At 59.9% G+C, this 15,213-nt stretch carries 13 protein-coding genes; 9 read left to right on the forward strand and 4 right to left on the reverse strand.

Features of this window, described 5'->3' with window-relative positions:
- Nucleotides 1–33: 33 nt before the first annotated feature.
- Nucleotides 34–726, reverse strand: a complete 693-nt coding sequence (locus A5764_RS07450) for a cutinase family protein (RefSeq protein WP_231989642.1) — start codon at nt 724–726, stop codon at nt 34–36.
- Between the two features lie 103 nt (nt 727–829).
- On the opposite strand from A5764_RS07450, the gene A5764_RS07455 reads away from it, so the two are divergent.
- Nucleotides 830–1,465, forward strand: coding sequence for a cutinase family protein (locus tag A5764_RS07455; protein WP_067110911.1), 636 nt, complete (start codon nt 830–832; stop codon nt 1,463–1,465).
- Nucleotides 1,466–1,485: 20 nt separating this feature from the next.
- Nucleotides 1,486–2,463, forward strand: coding sequence for an S-methyl-5-thioribose-1-phosphate isomerase (mtnA, locus tag A5764_RS07460; protein WP_067110914.1), 978 nt, complete (start codon nt 1,486–1,488; stop codon nt 2,461–2,463).
- Here the strand turns inward: mtnA and A5764_RS07465 are convergent.
- Together A5764_RS07465 and A5764_RS07470 are read right to left on the reverse strand one after the other, a co-directional pair.
- The gene (locus tag A5764_RS07465) at nt 2,460–3,140 is read right to left on the reverse strand and encodes a thioesterase II family protein (RefSeq protein WP_067110917.1); all 681 of its coding nucleotides are present in this window, start codon (nt 3,138–3,140) and stop codon (nt 2,460–2,462) included. The genes mtnA and A5764_RS07465 overlap by 4 nt on opposite strands.
- A gap of 77 nt (nt 3,141–3,217) precedes the next feature.
- On the reverse strand, nt 3,218–3,604 hold the full coding sequence (locus A5764_RS07470) for a hypothetical protein (RefSeq protein WP_067110921.1): 387 nt from the start codon (nt 3,602–3,604) through the stop codon (nt 3,218–3,220).
- Between the two features lie 493 nt (nt 3,605–4,097).
- On the opposite strand from A5764_RS07470, the gene A5764_RS07475 reads away from it, so the two are divergent.
- The 5 genes from A5764_RS07475 (at nt 4,098) to A5764_RS28160 (ending at nt 9,988) form a co-directional block, all read left to right on the forward strand.
- The gene (locus A5764_RS07475) at nt 4,098–4,391 is read left to right on the forward strand and encodes a hypothetical protein (RefSeq protein WP_231989643.1); all 294 of its coding nucleotides are present in this window, start codon (nt 4,098–4,100) and stop codon (nt 4,389–4,391) included.
- 819 nt (nt 4,392–5,210) lie between these two features.
- Nucleotides 5,211–6,662 (forward strand): hypothetical protein, encoded by a 1,452-nt coding sequence (locus A5764_RS28145; protein ID WP_156664551.1) that lies wholly within the window; start codon nt 5,211–5,213, stop codon nt 6,660–6,662.
- Nucleotides 6,663–6,953: 291 nt separating this feature from the next.
- Nucleotides 6,954–7,130, forward strand: coding sequence for a hypothetical protein (locus tag A5764_RS30010; protein WP_156664552.1), 177 nt, complete (start codon nt 6,954–6,956; stop codon nt 7,128–7,130).
- A 505-nt stretch (nt 7,131–7,635) separates the two neighbouring features.
- On the forward strand, nt 7,636–8,556 hold the full coding sequence (locus tag A5764_RS28155; RefSeq protein ID WP_156664553.1) for a hypothetical protein: 921 nt from the start codon (nt 7,636–7,638) through the stop codon (nt 8,554–8,556).
- A gap of 286 nt (nt 8,557–8,842) precedes the next feature.
- The gene (locus A5764_RS28160) at nt 8,843–9,988 is read left to right on the forward strand and encodes a hypothetical protein (protein WP_156664554.1); all 1,146 of its coding nucleotides are present in this window, start codon (nt 8,843–8,845) and stop codon (nt 9,986–9,988) included.
- A gap of 38 nt (nt 9,989–10,026) precedes the next feature.
- Here the strand turns inward: A5764_RS28160 and A5764_RS07480 are convergent, their stop codons facing one another.
- Nucleotides 10,027–10,893: a restriction endonuclease gene (locus tag A5764_RS07480; protein ID WP_082951561.1), complete on the reverse strand. Its 867-nt coding sequence runs from the start codon at nt 10,891–10,893 to the stop codon at nt 10,027–10,029.
- A 561-nt stretch (nt 10,894–11,454) separates the two neighbouring features.
- Here A5764_RS07480 and A5764_RS07485 point away from each other — a divergent pair.
- Complete coding sequence (locus A5764_RS07485; RefSeq protein WP_082951562.1) at nt 11,455–13,752, forward strand: 5'-nucleotidase C-terminal domain-containing protein; 2,298 nt, start codon at nt 11,455–11,457, stop codon at nt 13,750–13,752.
- A gap of 288 nt (nt 13,753–14,040) precedes the next feature.
- Nucleotides 14,041–14,649 carry a recombinase family protein gene (locus tag A5764_RS07490; RefSeq protein ID WP_067110926.1) on the forward strand — a complete coding sequence of 203 codons (609 nt, stop codon included), beginning with the start codon at nt 14,041–14,043 and terminating at the stop codon, nt 14,647–14,649.
- Nucleotides 14,650–15,213: the final 564 nt, after the last annotated feature.

The following is a 15,213-nucleotide window of genomic DNA, read 5'->3' on the forward strand; positions in this document are numbered from 1 at the left end:
AACCACGACCGTGGCGGCAATCTCGACGAACTGTTAGAGATGGCTCGCCACGAAAGTCGCGGCCTGGCTGGGCATCCCGGAGTGCAAATAGGATTGGTGCTGTGGGGAAACCAGCTCGTCATGCGTAGGCAGCGCTAGGCCACCGGGGGAGCAAACCGGGTCGCCGGGCGCACATAAGTCAATGGCCTTGGCGCCGTACCACGGGCTGATCTCGCTGATCGGCCCCCCGAGAAATCTGGTCGTCGGATTGCCGAAGACGGCGACCGCAGCGACGTGAGCGGCCTCGTCCGCCGGTAGAGTCTGAGCCTCAAAGCCCGCAACCGATGCTCGGGCGATGGTGACCAGATCTATCACTCCCGCGCCTTGCGAATATCCGCCGAGCACCAGCTTGGTGTTGGGACAGTTCGCCACCATGGACTGGACGTGAGCCCTTGCATCGCTGGCGCCGGCGGATGTAGACGGAGCCAAATCTTCGGTGGCGGGGTAGTTGACCGGATACACGCCCAACGAACGACCCCCAACCTGCGGGCGCAGTGAGTCGATAAACGCCTGACCGACGCCACCAACACCAGGCGGCTCGTCGGTCCCGCGGGCGAACGTCACCTCGACGTCGGGGCATGGCGCGGCGGACGCGGACGGCGCGAAGGGGATCGGTGCACTCAGCAACGTCGCCCAGGTGGTCACCGCGGTGGCACCCAGCAAATGAGCGAACGGGCGGGCGTTCACGCCCCAATGCTGACACGTTGGACGCCTGCGCAACAGCCCGGTCCGCTGGCTGCGCACCAAAAAAGAAGGTGGTCTGCGAAGACTAAATCCGTAGTATCGCGTCATGAGGCCCGTTGCCATATCGCCAGGCGCGCACCGAGTCCTCAGCCTGGCGGCCATCACCTTGCTCGCCGCGGCTTTGCTGATCGCCCCGGCGGTGACGCCCCTTCCGAGAGCGGCGCTGATTCCGGCGGCATCGGCGGCATGCCCCGACGCCGAAGTGGTTTTCGCCCGCGGGCGAGAGGAACCACCCGGCGTCGGTGCGGTCGGCGACGCGTTTGTAAATTCGCTGCGCGCCAAGACCCCAAGGTCCGTCGGGGTGTACGGGGTCAACTATCCGGCCAACATCACCACCGGCGGCGGCGCCAACGATATAAGCGACCACGTTCAATCCATGGCGAAAAGCTGCCCGAACACCCGCATAGTGCTCGGCGGCTATTCGCTGGGCGCCGAGGTGGTTGACCGCGCGACCTGGGGCGGACTGCCGCCGGGTGTGGATCAGCACGTGGCGGCCGTCGCTTTGTTCGGTAATGGCACCCGGGGACTCGCCCCCGCGTTCGCAGGCAAGACGATCGACCAGTGTGCGGCCGGCGACCCCATCTGCGGGAGAGGCACGAATTGGCCATCGCATCTGCAGCCCTCATACATCGGCTCCGGGCTGGTGGACCAGGCCGCCGGCTTCGTCGCCGGCAAGCTCTAACCGAGGGCTAGGGTCGGCTCGTGCGCAGGACCATCGATTGGGACGGCGGCGCGGTCACGATCATTGACCAGACCGCGCTGCCAGCCGAGTACCGCGTCCTCAGCCTCCGCACGGTCGACGAGTTGATCGACGCGATCCGCCGCCTGGCCGTGCGCGGCGCCCCGGCGCTCGGCGCGGCCGGGGCCCTCGGCGTTGTGCTCGCGGCCCGCGAAGGAAGCGACGTCCTGGCATCGGCCGAGCGGGTCGCGAAGGCCCGACCGACCGCTGTCAACCTGAGCTGGGGAGTTGCGCGCGCGCTCGAGAAGCTCGACGAGGGCGCCGAAGCCGTCCTCGCCGAAGCACTGGACATCCTCGACGAGGACGAACGCCTCAACCGCGCCGCCTCCGCGCACGCCGCCGAGATCGTCCTCGCACTGTGCGATCGCCGCCCGCTGCGGCTGCTCAGCCATTGCAACGCCGGTCACCTCGCCACCGTGGCGTGGGGCAGCGCGCTCGGCGTCGTCTGGCACCTGCACGAGCGCGGACTGGTCGAGTCGGTGCTGGTCGACGAGACACGTCCGCTGCTGCAGGGCGCCCGGCTCACGGCATGGGAGCTGGCGCAGGCGGGGGTGCCCTACCGGGTGCAGCCCGACGGCGCCGCGGCGGCGGCGATGGCGCGCGGCCTCGTCGACTGTGTGCTCGTCGGCGCCGACCGGATCGCGGTCAACGGCGATGTCGCCAACAAGGTCGGCACCTACGGACTGGCGATCGCGGCGCGTCATCACGACGTGCCGCTCGTCGTGGTCGCGCCTTCGTCCACGGTCGACGCGTCGGTGGCCACCGGCGCCGAGATCGCTATCGAGGAGCGCGCGCCCGACGAACTCAGGAGGTTCGCCGGCATGGCGATCACCCCGCCGGACGCCGACGTTTTCAACCCCGCCTTCGACGTGACCCCGGCCGAGCTCATCACCGCCGTCGTCACCGAGCAGGGCCGCTACCGGCCGGGCGGAGGCCGTTAGGCTGCGGCGATTGTCGACATCAGCGGACGAAGCGTCTCCAAAAGCAGCTGCCGGTCACGCAGATAGAAGTGGCCGCCGCGAAGGATCTGCACGGAGAAATCCGCCGTTGTCCGCGAACGCCATTCGCGCAGGGCGGATTCGCTCACAAGCGGGTCGTCGCTGCCGCCGAAGACATGAATCGGGCAGGAAAGTTGCGCTGTGTTGTCCTCCTCGTCAGACATGCACAGCCGCAGGTCGTGTCGAGTGGCGGTGACGGCTCGCTCATGCAGAGTGGGCCACCGCCTGAGTTGCGCAGGCAGCCCGCCGAGATCGGACAAGAGCGTCGCGAGCTGTTGGTCGTCGAGCAGATCCACGACATCAAGCGGCGGCGGAAGGTGGGGCGGGGCATAGGCGGACAGGAATACCGCCCGTGGCAGCGTTGAACCCTGCGCCGCGCGCACGCACGCCAACCGGTATGCCAGCAAGGCGCCGAAACTGTGGCCGAAGAACATGTGCGGCTCGTCAAGGTCGGATCGCAGCTGATCGTTCACCTCGTCGACGAGCTGCCGCAGCGTGGTGAAGCGCTGCCGGTCGGTGACCTCGACCGGAATCACCTCGACGGCCGGCCTAAGCGCCTTTTCCCAGGCCTTGAACGCCAACCCGCCACCCCCGGCATGGTGGAAGCAGAACAACCGCATGGTGCCAGTCGCCTTTCTAATCGTGGCCCGCCGAAATCACCATCCGGCAAGGCCCTTGGGGAATGCTTGCGAAGTCGTTAGCCGGCCGCGTTCAGCAGTTCCAGCTCCTCGGCCAGCACCTCGACCATGAACCGGATCTGTTCCTCGGAGTGGCAGCTCGTGACGAAGAAGCGCAGACGCGCTTGGTCTTGCGGCACAGCGGGAAAGAGGATCGGGTCGGCGCTGATGCCGTGCCGCGTCAGGGCGTCCGACAGTTGCAGCGCCTTGATCGAGCTGCCGACGATGCACGGGATCAAAGGGGCGCACGCGCTGTCGCCGGTGTCGATGCCGGCTTCTCGCACCAGGCTCACGAAGAGGGCGGCGTTCTCTCGCACCCGGCGCTGGTGTTCGCCCAGCGCCCAACGCCCGCTGGCCCTCCTCGGCGCAGGGGGCGCGATCAGGCCGAAGCTGTGGTTGGTGGTCATGCTGTGCTCCGTTTCCTACGTGGCGCAGGACCCCGGGTGGCCGCGCTCACGGGTAGGAGCGTCAGGCCGGGCTTAAGCAGACACTTTTTTTGCGAAGAACTTTTTGAACCAGGGACCGGGCGAGCGTCTGACCTCACGTCGCCGTGGTGAACACCCACGCCGTACAAAGCGGAATAGGGACGCAAGCCTCGGGCCACTAAGCGCATTTAGAGGACCTTGAGCAGCACTTGGGGCCGGTACATGTCACCGGCCGTCATCAGTCCAAGTGAAGAAGGGGGGCTGCGGTGACGATGCGGCTTGGTGCCGGTCCTCACCGCTGGCGGTGTGTCGCTGCTGGCGGCGAAGAATAATCCGTGCTCGTACCGTTAGCCACTTTTGCCTCAATAGTGCTTAACGTATCGACGCTCACTTTGTATCGTCAGTCAAATGAACAGAGTGGCGTCTTTGGCTGCAAATAACCCAGCGTGGGGTCCACAGGGTTAGGCCAGTTGCTATGACTATCGCCACCCCAACGCACGCGCAAGTCGAGAGCCACGCGATGCACGGGCATGCAGGTGCAGGTTATTTGTATGGCTTGCAGCATTGTGAATCGGAGATAACCGATCGGATGACCGCGGTCGCAAGAACCGAAGCAATAGCCTCGGGAGCCGAAACCGTCGTCGTCGAAAGAAAACCGCGCTGGCAAGCCAGCGAAGACGAGATCCTGCGCGCAGCAATAACGGTGATCCTCGTAGCCCTCGGAACGCTCATGGCGTTAGCCGCAGCGGCGATTTTAACAATGGGCTAGCAAAGCATGCGGTCGAGCAATGAACGTCTCTACGTCACGGACCGTCGATTCGCCGCCTAACTAGATAATCGTCGTCTACGGGGCCACCGTGGGCGCTAGTTCTTCCGTGCTTCACGGTGCCTTCGATCTGCCTGCAACACCGTCAACCCGTCACCAATCATCGCCGTCACGGCCTGATACCTCTGCTCGGCCACGCTCAACTCCCTCATAAGAAGGAGTGTCAAGGATCAACCGAAGTAACTGTCAACCATCAGCCGAAACACTGTCAGGCATCACCCGAAGCTCAAATGTCAAGCATCAGCCGAGGTCATACACGTATCGAGTGCCCCCGGCACGACTCGAACGTGCGACCTAGGGATTAGAAGGCGCTCCCACCTGGCCCTTTGTTGAAAACGGTAATTTTTGGCTGTTAAGGGAAAATGGCGGTAACTCGTTCGGCCACAATGTGTTTGAGTGTTGGTTGGCTATGGACAATGAGGGCTCCTGACGGGTGTCCTGCGGACTGTGTGCGGACTAGGACTGGCGCCTGTTATCCACCAAACTGGGAGGCGTAAGGCGTTCAGAGTGTTGATGCACGCCGTCCCCTGCGACTCGGCCTGGGAAGACCATGACGGGACCTGGTCGGCAGTCTCCCCGCCGGCTGGCGACGCTGCCGAAGATGGGCCGCCGCCCGCAGGTAGCGCTCGTCCAGACCGATCGGTCTACGACATAGCAAAGAGCGTGCCTTGACAGTGCTGGGGCGCTGGTCCGAGCTATGCGGGCGACACACCGACTTTCGTCCTGCGACCAGTATTGGCCGCGCCACCGCAGAATATGCCTGTGGCGTGTACCAATACGGGCGGATGGGACATTATCCTTGCTGCTAACGACTTCTCAGTGCTTGCCGGAGTGCTGGCCGGCTTCGTAATCACTGCGGCCACGATTCTATTTGCGTCGAGTAGCAGATATGCACCACATACCCTGGGCCTCTTCGCAGCCGGCGTGCCGGTCCTCGCGCTTTCCAGCTATATCTTCAGTGCCATATCAGGCGTTGAGCGAGAGAGTGGGCCAGATAAGGCCGCGGCTGCAATTGCTGATAAGCTTCGCGCAAAGCTTCCCGATAATCCGGTCCCCAACCCGGACCAATGTGCCCAGGTGTGGAGTCAGGGTCTTGTAGCAACCGCGATGTTAACGGTCGGTGGGGCTGTCCTCATTTGCGGTCTGGGCTGGGTGCTCGTTACATACGCCGAAGAACTTCGAATCACACTCTGGAAGGAGCATGCCGAATACACCGAACTTGCTAAAAAAGTTGGCATCAGCCGAGATGAACTCAAACTTGGCAGGGCTATCTCGGATCCAAAATCAGCGGAACCGATCATCGTCAAACGCAAAAAGCTATTAGTTTCTTTGAATGGTTGGTTCTTCGCGGCGGCAACTATGATGGCGGGAGGGATACTGATTTGTTCAAATATGGTCTACACAAAGTCCGGTTACCTCAATCTTATTTATGACTCTTTTCCCTCGAAGGTCGCAATATTTTTTATAGTCGGATTTGGATTATTTCTCATGGTGCGCGCAGCGTACACCGTTATCCGTCGAACCTCCAACGCACTTCGCCATGCAGAAGGCGGGTTTGATGCTCGACGTAAGCAGCCAACGCGTCGCCCCGTACTTTATATCTATCTAACAATCGCAGTGCTTTTTGTGGCCGTATGGCTCTCAGGGATCTGGAACGATTGTGGGCCGATCAAAGGCAACTGCTTGGATAAAGCTGGATGCCGCTTGATTCTCGTCCCTGCACTACTGGTACTTACTTTTGGGATTCAAGGAATTCATGAGATCTGGCGGAAGTGCTTCTGGAAAGACGACGCTGAGGAATCCATTCCTCCGCTATTCCTACGAACTTCGCCTGGTTATGGCGCACGTAAGTTGGGGCTGACAGATGACGAAGACAAAAGCGAGAAATTCGACGTGGGCCGGCTTCCTGAAACCGCTTACAATGTCGCGTTCTTCGCCGTAGGCGGAACGTTATTTGCCCTCCTAGAGATGCAGGCTGCGCTTTCATCTTGGATAAGGATAACTCTCAGTCTTTGGTTCGGGTTGATATATCCAGCTGGCATCATTCTAGGTCTCGCTCGCTCGACAGCTGCAGCCGCGAAGAATTACTGCGTTCCCCCGTGGATGTTCATTCGGAAAGACAAAGATGGAAAGTGGATCCTGCCCAAGGACAGAAATGGAAAGGCGCGCCAGCCGCGTTGGTTGAAGAGACATTTCACTGTCTATTGGCCATGAGCGGCATCCCTTAATTTTGCTTGGTACTGTATTTTTCCAAAATGTGGTTCGCTCAATAAAGCCCCGGAAGGGTCGGCGGGATGGTCGCGGCTCAGGGATTTCGACCCACCCCCCGCACGTGCCTGCAGCGATAGTCGGGTTTCAGCGTGACGCTAGGAGAGCGCGGCCCTCGTCTTGGCAACCCGCTATGAAGTCTGGCCCGGAGTCGGCTCAAGCTATCTTACCGCTTTTGACGTTCGGGCGCGGCGATCTCCGCGGCGCCTTCTTCTGCGCTCGGAGAAGGTCGCGGCGGTGTTCTCCAAGTCGGCACCGATCTTGGGCAATTGCAAGGAAGCAGCACCAAGGGATTCGTCACCTGCTGCACTTCGGCGGATCATTGATCGGGTGATCGCCATTCTGGCGATTCCAAGCCGCCTCGAAACGCTTCTCGGCTTGCTCGAAAGCCTGGTCTGCCTCCAAGCGGCGTAGCGTCGCAGCTTGATCGGTACAGAAGGCACGAGCTACTCGCCACGTCTGGGACACTGGACGCGAGTTGTCGTCGACAGCCCGGATGGCTCGCCTGGCTAGGCAGCTTGTGTTCGGGCGCCTCTGCCGCACTTCACCAGGGGGAATCGCGCCTCCTTGACGTGGTGACTCGGCGGGAGACCTAGGTATTTTTCCAATCCTCGCTGTAGCCACCTCCCGGGAGCATAGGCTGCCATCGGACGAGTCGGGCGACGTCACGAAACCCTGGTCCTACAGAAAGGTTCTGAGGCAGCTTGTTCCGTGTTTTGTGTTTCGTCCGTCCAGCCGCCGGGGTGGGTCTGACGGAGGTTGCTTCGGGCCGGGAACTGCAACCATCCGACGATAAGAAGCTTGGAGTTCCGGGGTGAAGTCAGTGGATCGTTGGTGGAACTCGGGACGACACCGCCCGACACTTGGAACGGCAATCTTGCTTGGGCTCGTACCTTTTGCGGTCGTCGCCGGCTTTATAATGGAGATCACCCACTACATTGAATCATTTGGTTGGCTATCGGCAATTGTGTTGGTCGCAGCGGTATTTAGCGGCCTCATCGCCGTCGCCGCGCTTGCCAGCCGGCCAGCCCGTGCGCGAACATGGATCTTCCCGCTTACTTTCGTCGTCTGTCTGGCATTCGTAATCGCGCTTGTTGCCACCCCCCTTTCACCATTCAAACGCGAGTATCACCGAGAGGGCGACACTGCCTCAAGGCCGCCGGGACCAGTGACCACGACACCGAGCACACCGCCAGTCACGACGGTGTCCCACGCGGAGTTGTGCGGCTCCGCAGCAGAGCAGAAGCCACCACCTGATATTCAAATATGCGTTGTATATTGGTGCAAAGGTGATGTCTATTCGGCCGCTACCAATGCCATTGATGATTCGCAGATGCAAATTAAGGTCCGGCCGCGAATACTGAACAGCACTCCTGATCCGCTCCCGATATCGACTTCCAAGCCAGCGAGCATTCGCTTAATAGTGGATTCACCGACTCTGCCTGAGTCGTGGCAGCCTCCTGCGAGGACCGCTGCTGCAGCGGATCATCCAGTTCAAGTCTCTTGGAATGGTAGCCAGCGCTGGGCGATACCACCAAACGTAAACGGAGACGCTAGGGAGCTTCCGAACGGTTTCTATACCGGGTTTGCTTCCGACTGGCACGCCGACTCGATCCCGCCTGGCGGCAGCTATTTCGCGCCGCTTGAATACCGACCTGAATACTTGCCCCGCAAGATACCCAAGGATGAGGGGGATCTCGTCTTTCAGGTGCCACTCGACCAGTACGGAAACGTGACGGTTGTGGGTCTTGCCTATGTCGCATTTGCGGACCGGCCCACGATCCTCGGCATGGCACAGAAGTCAGATTGGCCGCAACCATCGGACCCCTCGTCCTTCTAAAACGGCAGACGTCGCCCCGGTGAACGCCGCTCATCTACCGGTGTTTCACAACTGGCGTTGTGGGTTTCTCAGCAAACTAACGGAGTCACAAGGCGCTATCAGGCAAGAGTGTTAACTCACCTTCCTAGCCCTTGGCGGGTGCGGTTAGCCCGCGCGTCACTCCGCGAGTGTTCGACGTGTACCCGCGATGCGGCTGATGGTGGAGCTGCCGGGAATCGAAGACGCATATAGCACGCCTGACCTGCGCAGATGCAAAACGGGCCGACACGGCTGAACATGGAAAAATATGGCTGAGCAGGCAAATGTGCTGACCACCGTCAGCACGGCGCGGATTGCCTGGGCGAGGCAGCATTGGACCCGGGAGTCCTACAGCATCGCCGGGGCCGTCGCAGAGCAACGGTTCCGGATAGGGTCCAAGGCGTGCGCGCGAGTTTACTGGGAGCGAGACGAAATGACGCGCTTAGAATGGTGGTACACGATCGAGCGCGGTTTCGTTGCGTATGCCGAGCTGCTGCGAGAGACATTCACGACACAACTCGCCGGCCACCTCGCAACCGTTCAACTGCCGTCAGTGAATATGGATGAAAGCGAGGGCATGGGATGGCTCGCTGCACCCCGCATCGGCGGAAGGCCAGCGACGCCGTCTCAAGAGCATTGGGGAATGGTCCACATCGGGACGAAGGCCAAACCCATTGGCGTCGTCATCAATCAGCTCGCGCTGACGGCTGATATTCCCGCTGGAGTCGATACACAGCAGGCCGCACATTCGCTTGTCGATGCAATGGACGACTGGTGGGAAAACGTTCGCGGGTGGCTGGAGCTGGTCACCGGCCAGCATCTAACGCGCGTCGGCCATAAAGAGACAGAGGTGATTGGTAACAAGACGCCGATCTGGTCGCTGCGAGATGACGGTACGCACGACGTGCCCATCTCGATTACTGGGATGAGTACTATTTATCTTGGCCGCCAGGTCGAAGCAGTAACAGCCGACATCCTCAATGGTTGCGTTTCGTTAGCCGATAACGCTCCTCCGCTGGCATGGACACTTCTCCGTGACGCCCGCGCTTTACAGGAGGTTGGTCATTATCGGCGAGCCGTCATCGACGCCGCGACTTCTGCTGAGCTCGCGGTAAGCGAAATTCTCGACGCCCGTCTCGCTGGAACTGAGGAGCCGGTACGCAGTGCGCTGCTTGCCGCGCACCGCATGCTCGGTCCGAAGAGCAGGCTGCTTACCTCACTGAGCTGTCCGCCACTACCATCTTCCTTCGAGTTGGATTTAGTGGTGCCACGTAACAACGCCGTGCACAAAGGAATTAGCATCGACGGGCCGACATGCAGTCGGGCTATCTCGGTAGCTGCCGAAGTTGTGGAACGTGCCTTCCCGCTCCCAGTTCCGCCAACCGTAGGCATGCCGTTGCGGCGGTTGTGGTGAAGGTCGCTGACACAAGTGTCTGGACTAGGGCGGGAGCGTCAACTATCTGCGTTGCCCCATTCGTCGCCTAGCACCCAACGAATTGCGACGATTGAGCCGGTGAGCACTCCCCACGTGAAGTCGCTTGACACGTCTAGTTCTAGAACCTCTTTGCCGATTCGCTCCTCGACGGCACGCATGCCTTTGTCGACCTGTTCCAGAACGTCTTTCGGCGTGTCACCCCATCTCGGGTCGTCGATTGGAGGCTTCCGCCCGTACCACAGCCGGTCGTATAGCTCATTCTCTTTGGCCAATATGTCGGAGATACGACGGAACGTCGAGACATGAACGTCGTGCTGAAACGCGACATCTTGATGCCTAGCAATGAGATTACGAAGCTGAGGAAGCTCCCACACCCTGATGCGGAACCGAGGATTATTGTTCCGAATGTAATTGTCGATCCATGTCTTTGCACCGTTGGTTAGGTAGCCGGAGGCTATGAACAGCAGCACTGAAGGGCGTTCGGCTTCCGCCCAGCTAACCGCGTTGTTGAGTGCCTCCGGCGGAACACCGCGCTCGTAGTGCTTGCAGTCAATGAACCACACGTCGCTGTACTTGTGTCCGTCAACGTCAGTCTGGACGTACTCTGCAACGATGTCGCGACCCTGGTCGGCTGGGGAACTAGCTCGGGGGGTCCCTTTCCGCCAATCGACGTTTGAAAACCCAGCAGCGGACACCAGATCGAAGCAGAACGCCTCAAACTCGGTAGGCGTCAGTCCTTCAAAACTGACTGCACCGATCAAATCGGACGGATCGGGATCAGGGGACTCAACTGGTCCTTCTGGGCCAAGCTCCTCGCCGTCACTGTCTGTCGTCCTAGTTTCGGGCGCTCCATCTCTACTCGCTTCCTTGTCGCTCTCAGCCATCCCCGAATGCTGCCACACCCGCGTTTGACGCCTTGGGCGTTTACCTCCGCATAGTGATCTCAAAACTAACGTTTTCAATTTCTCAGTTGTTGATGCCAAACCAGAGTGTCGGGTAACGAAAGCGTCGCCGTGTTGCGGGGGCGCGCGCCGCAGTCGGGCCGGAAACGCGATCACCGGAGCGACAACTCAAAGGGTTGATCGGGAAACCAGGTCGCCTGGCTCCGTGTCGGAATAGTTGATCGAGCCGTCCCTGCCCTACCAAGCGGCAGCCCGATTGCCCCCACGGAAACATTCGGGCGTCGATGGGGGAGCCCCATACGGGGACCTTCGACAGCTTTGCCACGGACCTCGCTACGGCAAACGCCGTGATTTGGCGCATCTGTGGGCAGAGGTTCCAGGTAACCGCGCACCAGGGTTGGAGCAAACCCAGATCAAACTACCGATTCCCTTCAGGGCACGAATTCTCCATACTGAGGTCGTGCCGCCATGTCACCTTGTCTTCAGTCCCGGGCGCTTGTTGTGGCGGCGTGGTCATCTAGTAACGATTAAGGCGGGCACCGAATGAATGAACTCGACAGAGCACTGCAAGCGATCAGCGACCACAAAAAAGCACTAGTCGGCGTGGTGGTGCACCTGAACGATACGTACTTGATTGACGCACGCCCCGAGCGCTGGCTACCGGGCTTCGCCAGAATTATCGCCACCATCAGACGATTGCGGGCACATACTATCGCCGCGACTGGAAACGATCTGGTCCTCGTGGTCCATAGCGGTGACTTCCTGAGTCCGGCCCGTGTCGGCAACTACAAGGACACGGCCACGAAGAAGTACGACCATGGCCGAACGATGGTGAGTCTCCTTAATGCGGCGGGAGTTAAATATTGCGTACTCGGAAACCATGAATTCGACAACAAGGCAAATGCGCTTGCCGATCGTCTCCGGGAAGCGAATTTTACAGTGCTTCTCGCGAATACGACAGACCCGACTGGGCTGATCAGACCAGAAGATCCTTCCCCGGGCAACCGCCATATCAAAATGAAACCACATGTTGTCTGGCCCGAGGACGACTCTCGCCCTCGCATAGCGCTCACCGGGGTTGTCTCAGCGGATGTGCACAAGAGCTTCGTGAGCCCAAGCTTAACGGAGAAAGACCCCAAAACCGGTAAGGCGAAGGATCAGCCTTGGAAAGATACTTCACCGAGCCAAGCCGTGATCAAAGCGTGGAATGACATCAAAGATCGCGCAGACGATACATCCCCCGACCAGGGCGGTGAATTCGAAACTAAGGTAGCCCTCACCGATAACATACCGTTCCGCTTTGTGCTCACACACGCTACGCAGGACGAGGACACCCAGTTGCAGCGACAGATCGCCGCAACCCCGCGCACCTACATTCTCGGAGGCCACGACCACGACATTCAATACGTCGATTACAGCGGAACAATTTTCATTGGGAAGAATCTCTCCAACGCGGAAACCATACGGGTCATGCTTCCCCTGGCAGGCGGAAGATCCGCTTGTAACGAGGTCTACGCCGCGTACCAACGACTGCAGAAACGACAGCGCAACAAGAGGTTCCTGTATCCGCAGGACCTGGAGGCTGTCCTACTGACGGTCTCTGACCTGGACAGCGACGTATTAAGGGAGCGCATCCAGGAGCAGAACCCTGCTGAAGGTTCGGAACTCAAAGATGTACTCAACAAAGCACGATGCGAATACGACATCCCCGCCTTCGAGCTGACATACGAAGACCACGATATGTCCGATGTGGCCGCCGACGAAATCATCCAAGCAGCGATTGCGAAGGTAGAGCTCTCCGACGATGACAAGCTGGTACGCAATTTCACTGGCATAACCGCACTCGAAGCCCGCGACCACTATATCCGCAAAGACGCGACAAACATGGGAGTCTTAGTCGCCGAATGCGTTCGACGGGAAGCCGAGGCGCAACTGAATCAAAAGGGCCACCGACCCGCCGGCGCCCCAGCTCCCGTAATTGCCCTCATTAATTCGGGCGCATTCCGCTGCGATAGCGAACTTAAACCGGAGCTGAAACTGCGAGATCTGCGCGAGACGTTTCTGTACGATGACGATAAGGCGATCATGGTGTTGAAAGTCTCCGCAGAAGTCGTCCGTGAACTCGTTAAGCACGGAACGCAGGAGACGAAGAAGGGAACGGGAGCGTACCCTCAGCTTGCCGGCGGCTGGAAGACCGCGAAGGGCGACGTGTGGCTCGCGATCAGCTCCTTCCTCCTGATCCGAGCCGACAATAACGATGGCTATAACGAGGTGCTGCAGAAATTTTGGAAATTGCCCGACGCTGAAGCAACGGCGGAGAAGGCACTGAAGGAGGCCTCGGATGTGCGGTTCAGCATCACTGACGCTGTAAAGAATAACGCGCAAGCAGTACCTGCCAACAAGCTCCCTAAGCAGGCAAGAAAAACTGTAAAAGGTGAGGCCGAAATCCTCCGGCTGCTCCAGGCCTATCTCAAAGCCTTTCACGAAAACATATCTCCGGACGACAGCAATTTTCCAAATAAGGAAACCTGGCTCGAATCAAAAGTCCCCATCGACCAGCCCGCAATACGAGAGGCACGCGACGCCGTGCGGGGATTCCTCGAAGAACGTGGCACCGTCAAAAAATACAAAGATGTCGCAGCAACTCTAAATAAAGGGGCGCAATGGAAAGACGACGCCCGGGTCGCGTGGACAAACGCACGGAAAGAGCTCCTCGAGCTCCGGGGATCCCTCCGAAGCCAGGACGATCCCGCATTTAGCACGGGCGATAGCTATTTCCGATTGTTCAACGCAGCCGTGCGAGGCATACCGGGCTGGGGACTATTGCCCGCGTTGACCTAGTCACCACGCCCAGTCAACCTGCGCGCTCGCTCGGCGCTCGAGTCACCGCACCTGGCCGGAAAGAGTCCGTGCACTGTGTCCAGGGCACCGCGTGGCAACTCGCGGTCGTTCCCTTCAGCGCCGCCGCTGCAGAAGCCATCAGGATCGAGTCGCATAACTAAAGAATTGAGATGGCATAGACTGGGATAGATTGTGTTTCAGGAAATGCCAGTTGGTGATGTCTCAAAAGTTGGCTCAAAATATCTGTCGCATATGGACTAGTTCTGATACTTCTGAGACACTGTTTGCATGGCAACGACAATCGCCTCCGCCACACCCGAAACCCAGCTTGGCTACGCTCGAGTAAGCACGGGGCACCAGTCCCTCGATCAACAGGTCGATGCGCTGACCGGTGCGGGCGTCGATCCCGCCCGCGTCTACTCAGACAAGCTCTCAGGCACATCTGCCCGCGAGCAGCGCCCCGGCCTCGCTGCCCTGTTGGACTACGCCCGCGAAGGCGACGCCATCGTTGTCGTCGGCATAGACCGCTTGGGCCGCAACGCCGCTGAGGTTATGACGACCATCCGCGAATTGGGTAAGCGCCGGATTGTTCTGCGCTCGTTGCGAGAGGGCATCGACACGTCGAATGCGACAGGTCGCATGGTGGCGGGCGTCCTGGCAAGTCTCGCCGAACTTGAGTTGGAACTGGGCCGCGAGCGGCGAACGGCCGCTCGTGAGGCACGTCGGGCACGCGGGCAATCCATTGGTCGGCCAAAAGCTTTGACCGGATCGAAAGCAGCTCTAGCTCAACGTATGCACGCGAGCGGCGAATCGGCAAGCACCATAGCTGCCGCGCTCGGTGTAAGCCGGGCCACCGTCTACCGGGTGCTAGCTGAGCAGGCTGACGAAGGCGGCTAGCTCATTGCCTCACCTTTCGCAACGGGCGGTTGTTGTGACCCCTCAGCGCGGTGCTGCGCTGCCGGTGCCTTCTGCACCCGAAAACAACACGGTGGCCGGCGATTCCTCCGTAGACTTCTCTTCCGTGCAAAAGAGGAAGATTAGTGCGGCTGTCGCGGTTGGGATCCTAGTCGCAGGCTGCAGCGGCCCGGCTCGCATAGCCGCAACGACAGTGACGATCACGTCGACGTTGCAGCCAGTTATCACGAGTACGGCGACGGTTACTTATACACCACCACCGCCACCCGGACCGAAAACCACGATTACTACCGAGGGCATCTACGTCGTGGGCACTGATATTCTGCCCGGCACTTGGCGCGAGCCTGGTGGGGCGCCCTGCTATTGGGCACGACTCCGCAGCCTCGATACGAGCGATATCATTGACAACAGCAACAGTGAGGGTCCACAGGTAGTCCAGATACAACCGAGCGACAAAGCTTTCCAGACGCGCGGCTGCACAACGTGGACGAGGACAGAGTAACCGAACGACCATCACGGACCACAGGATGTGTGCTTTCAGCCGGA

The organism is Mycobacterium sp. 852002-51057_SCH5723018 (assembly GCF_001667035.1).
GTDB lineage: Bacteria > Actinomycetota > Actinomycetes > Mycobacteriales > Mycobacteriaceae > Mycobacterium.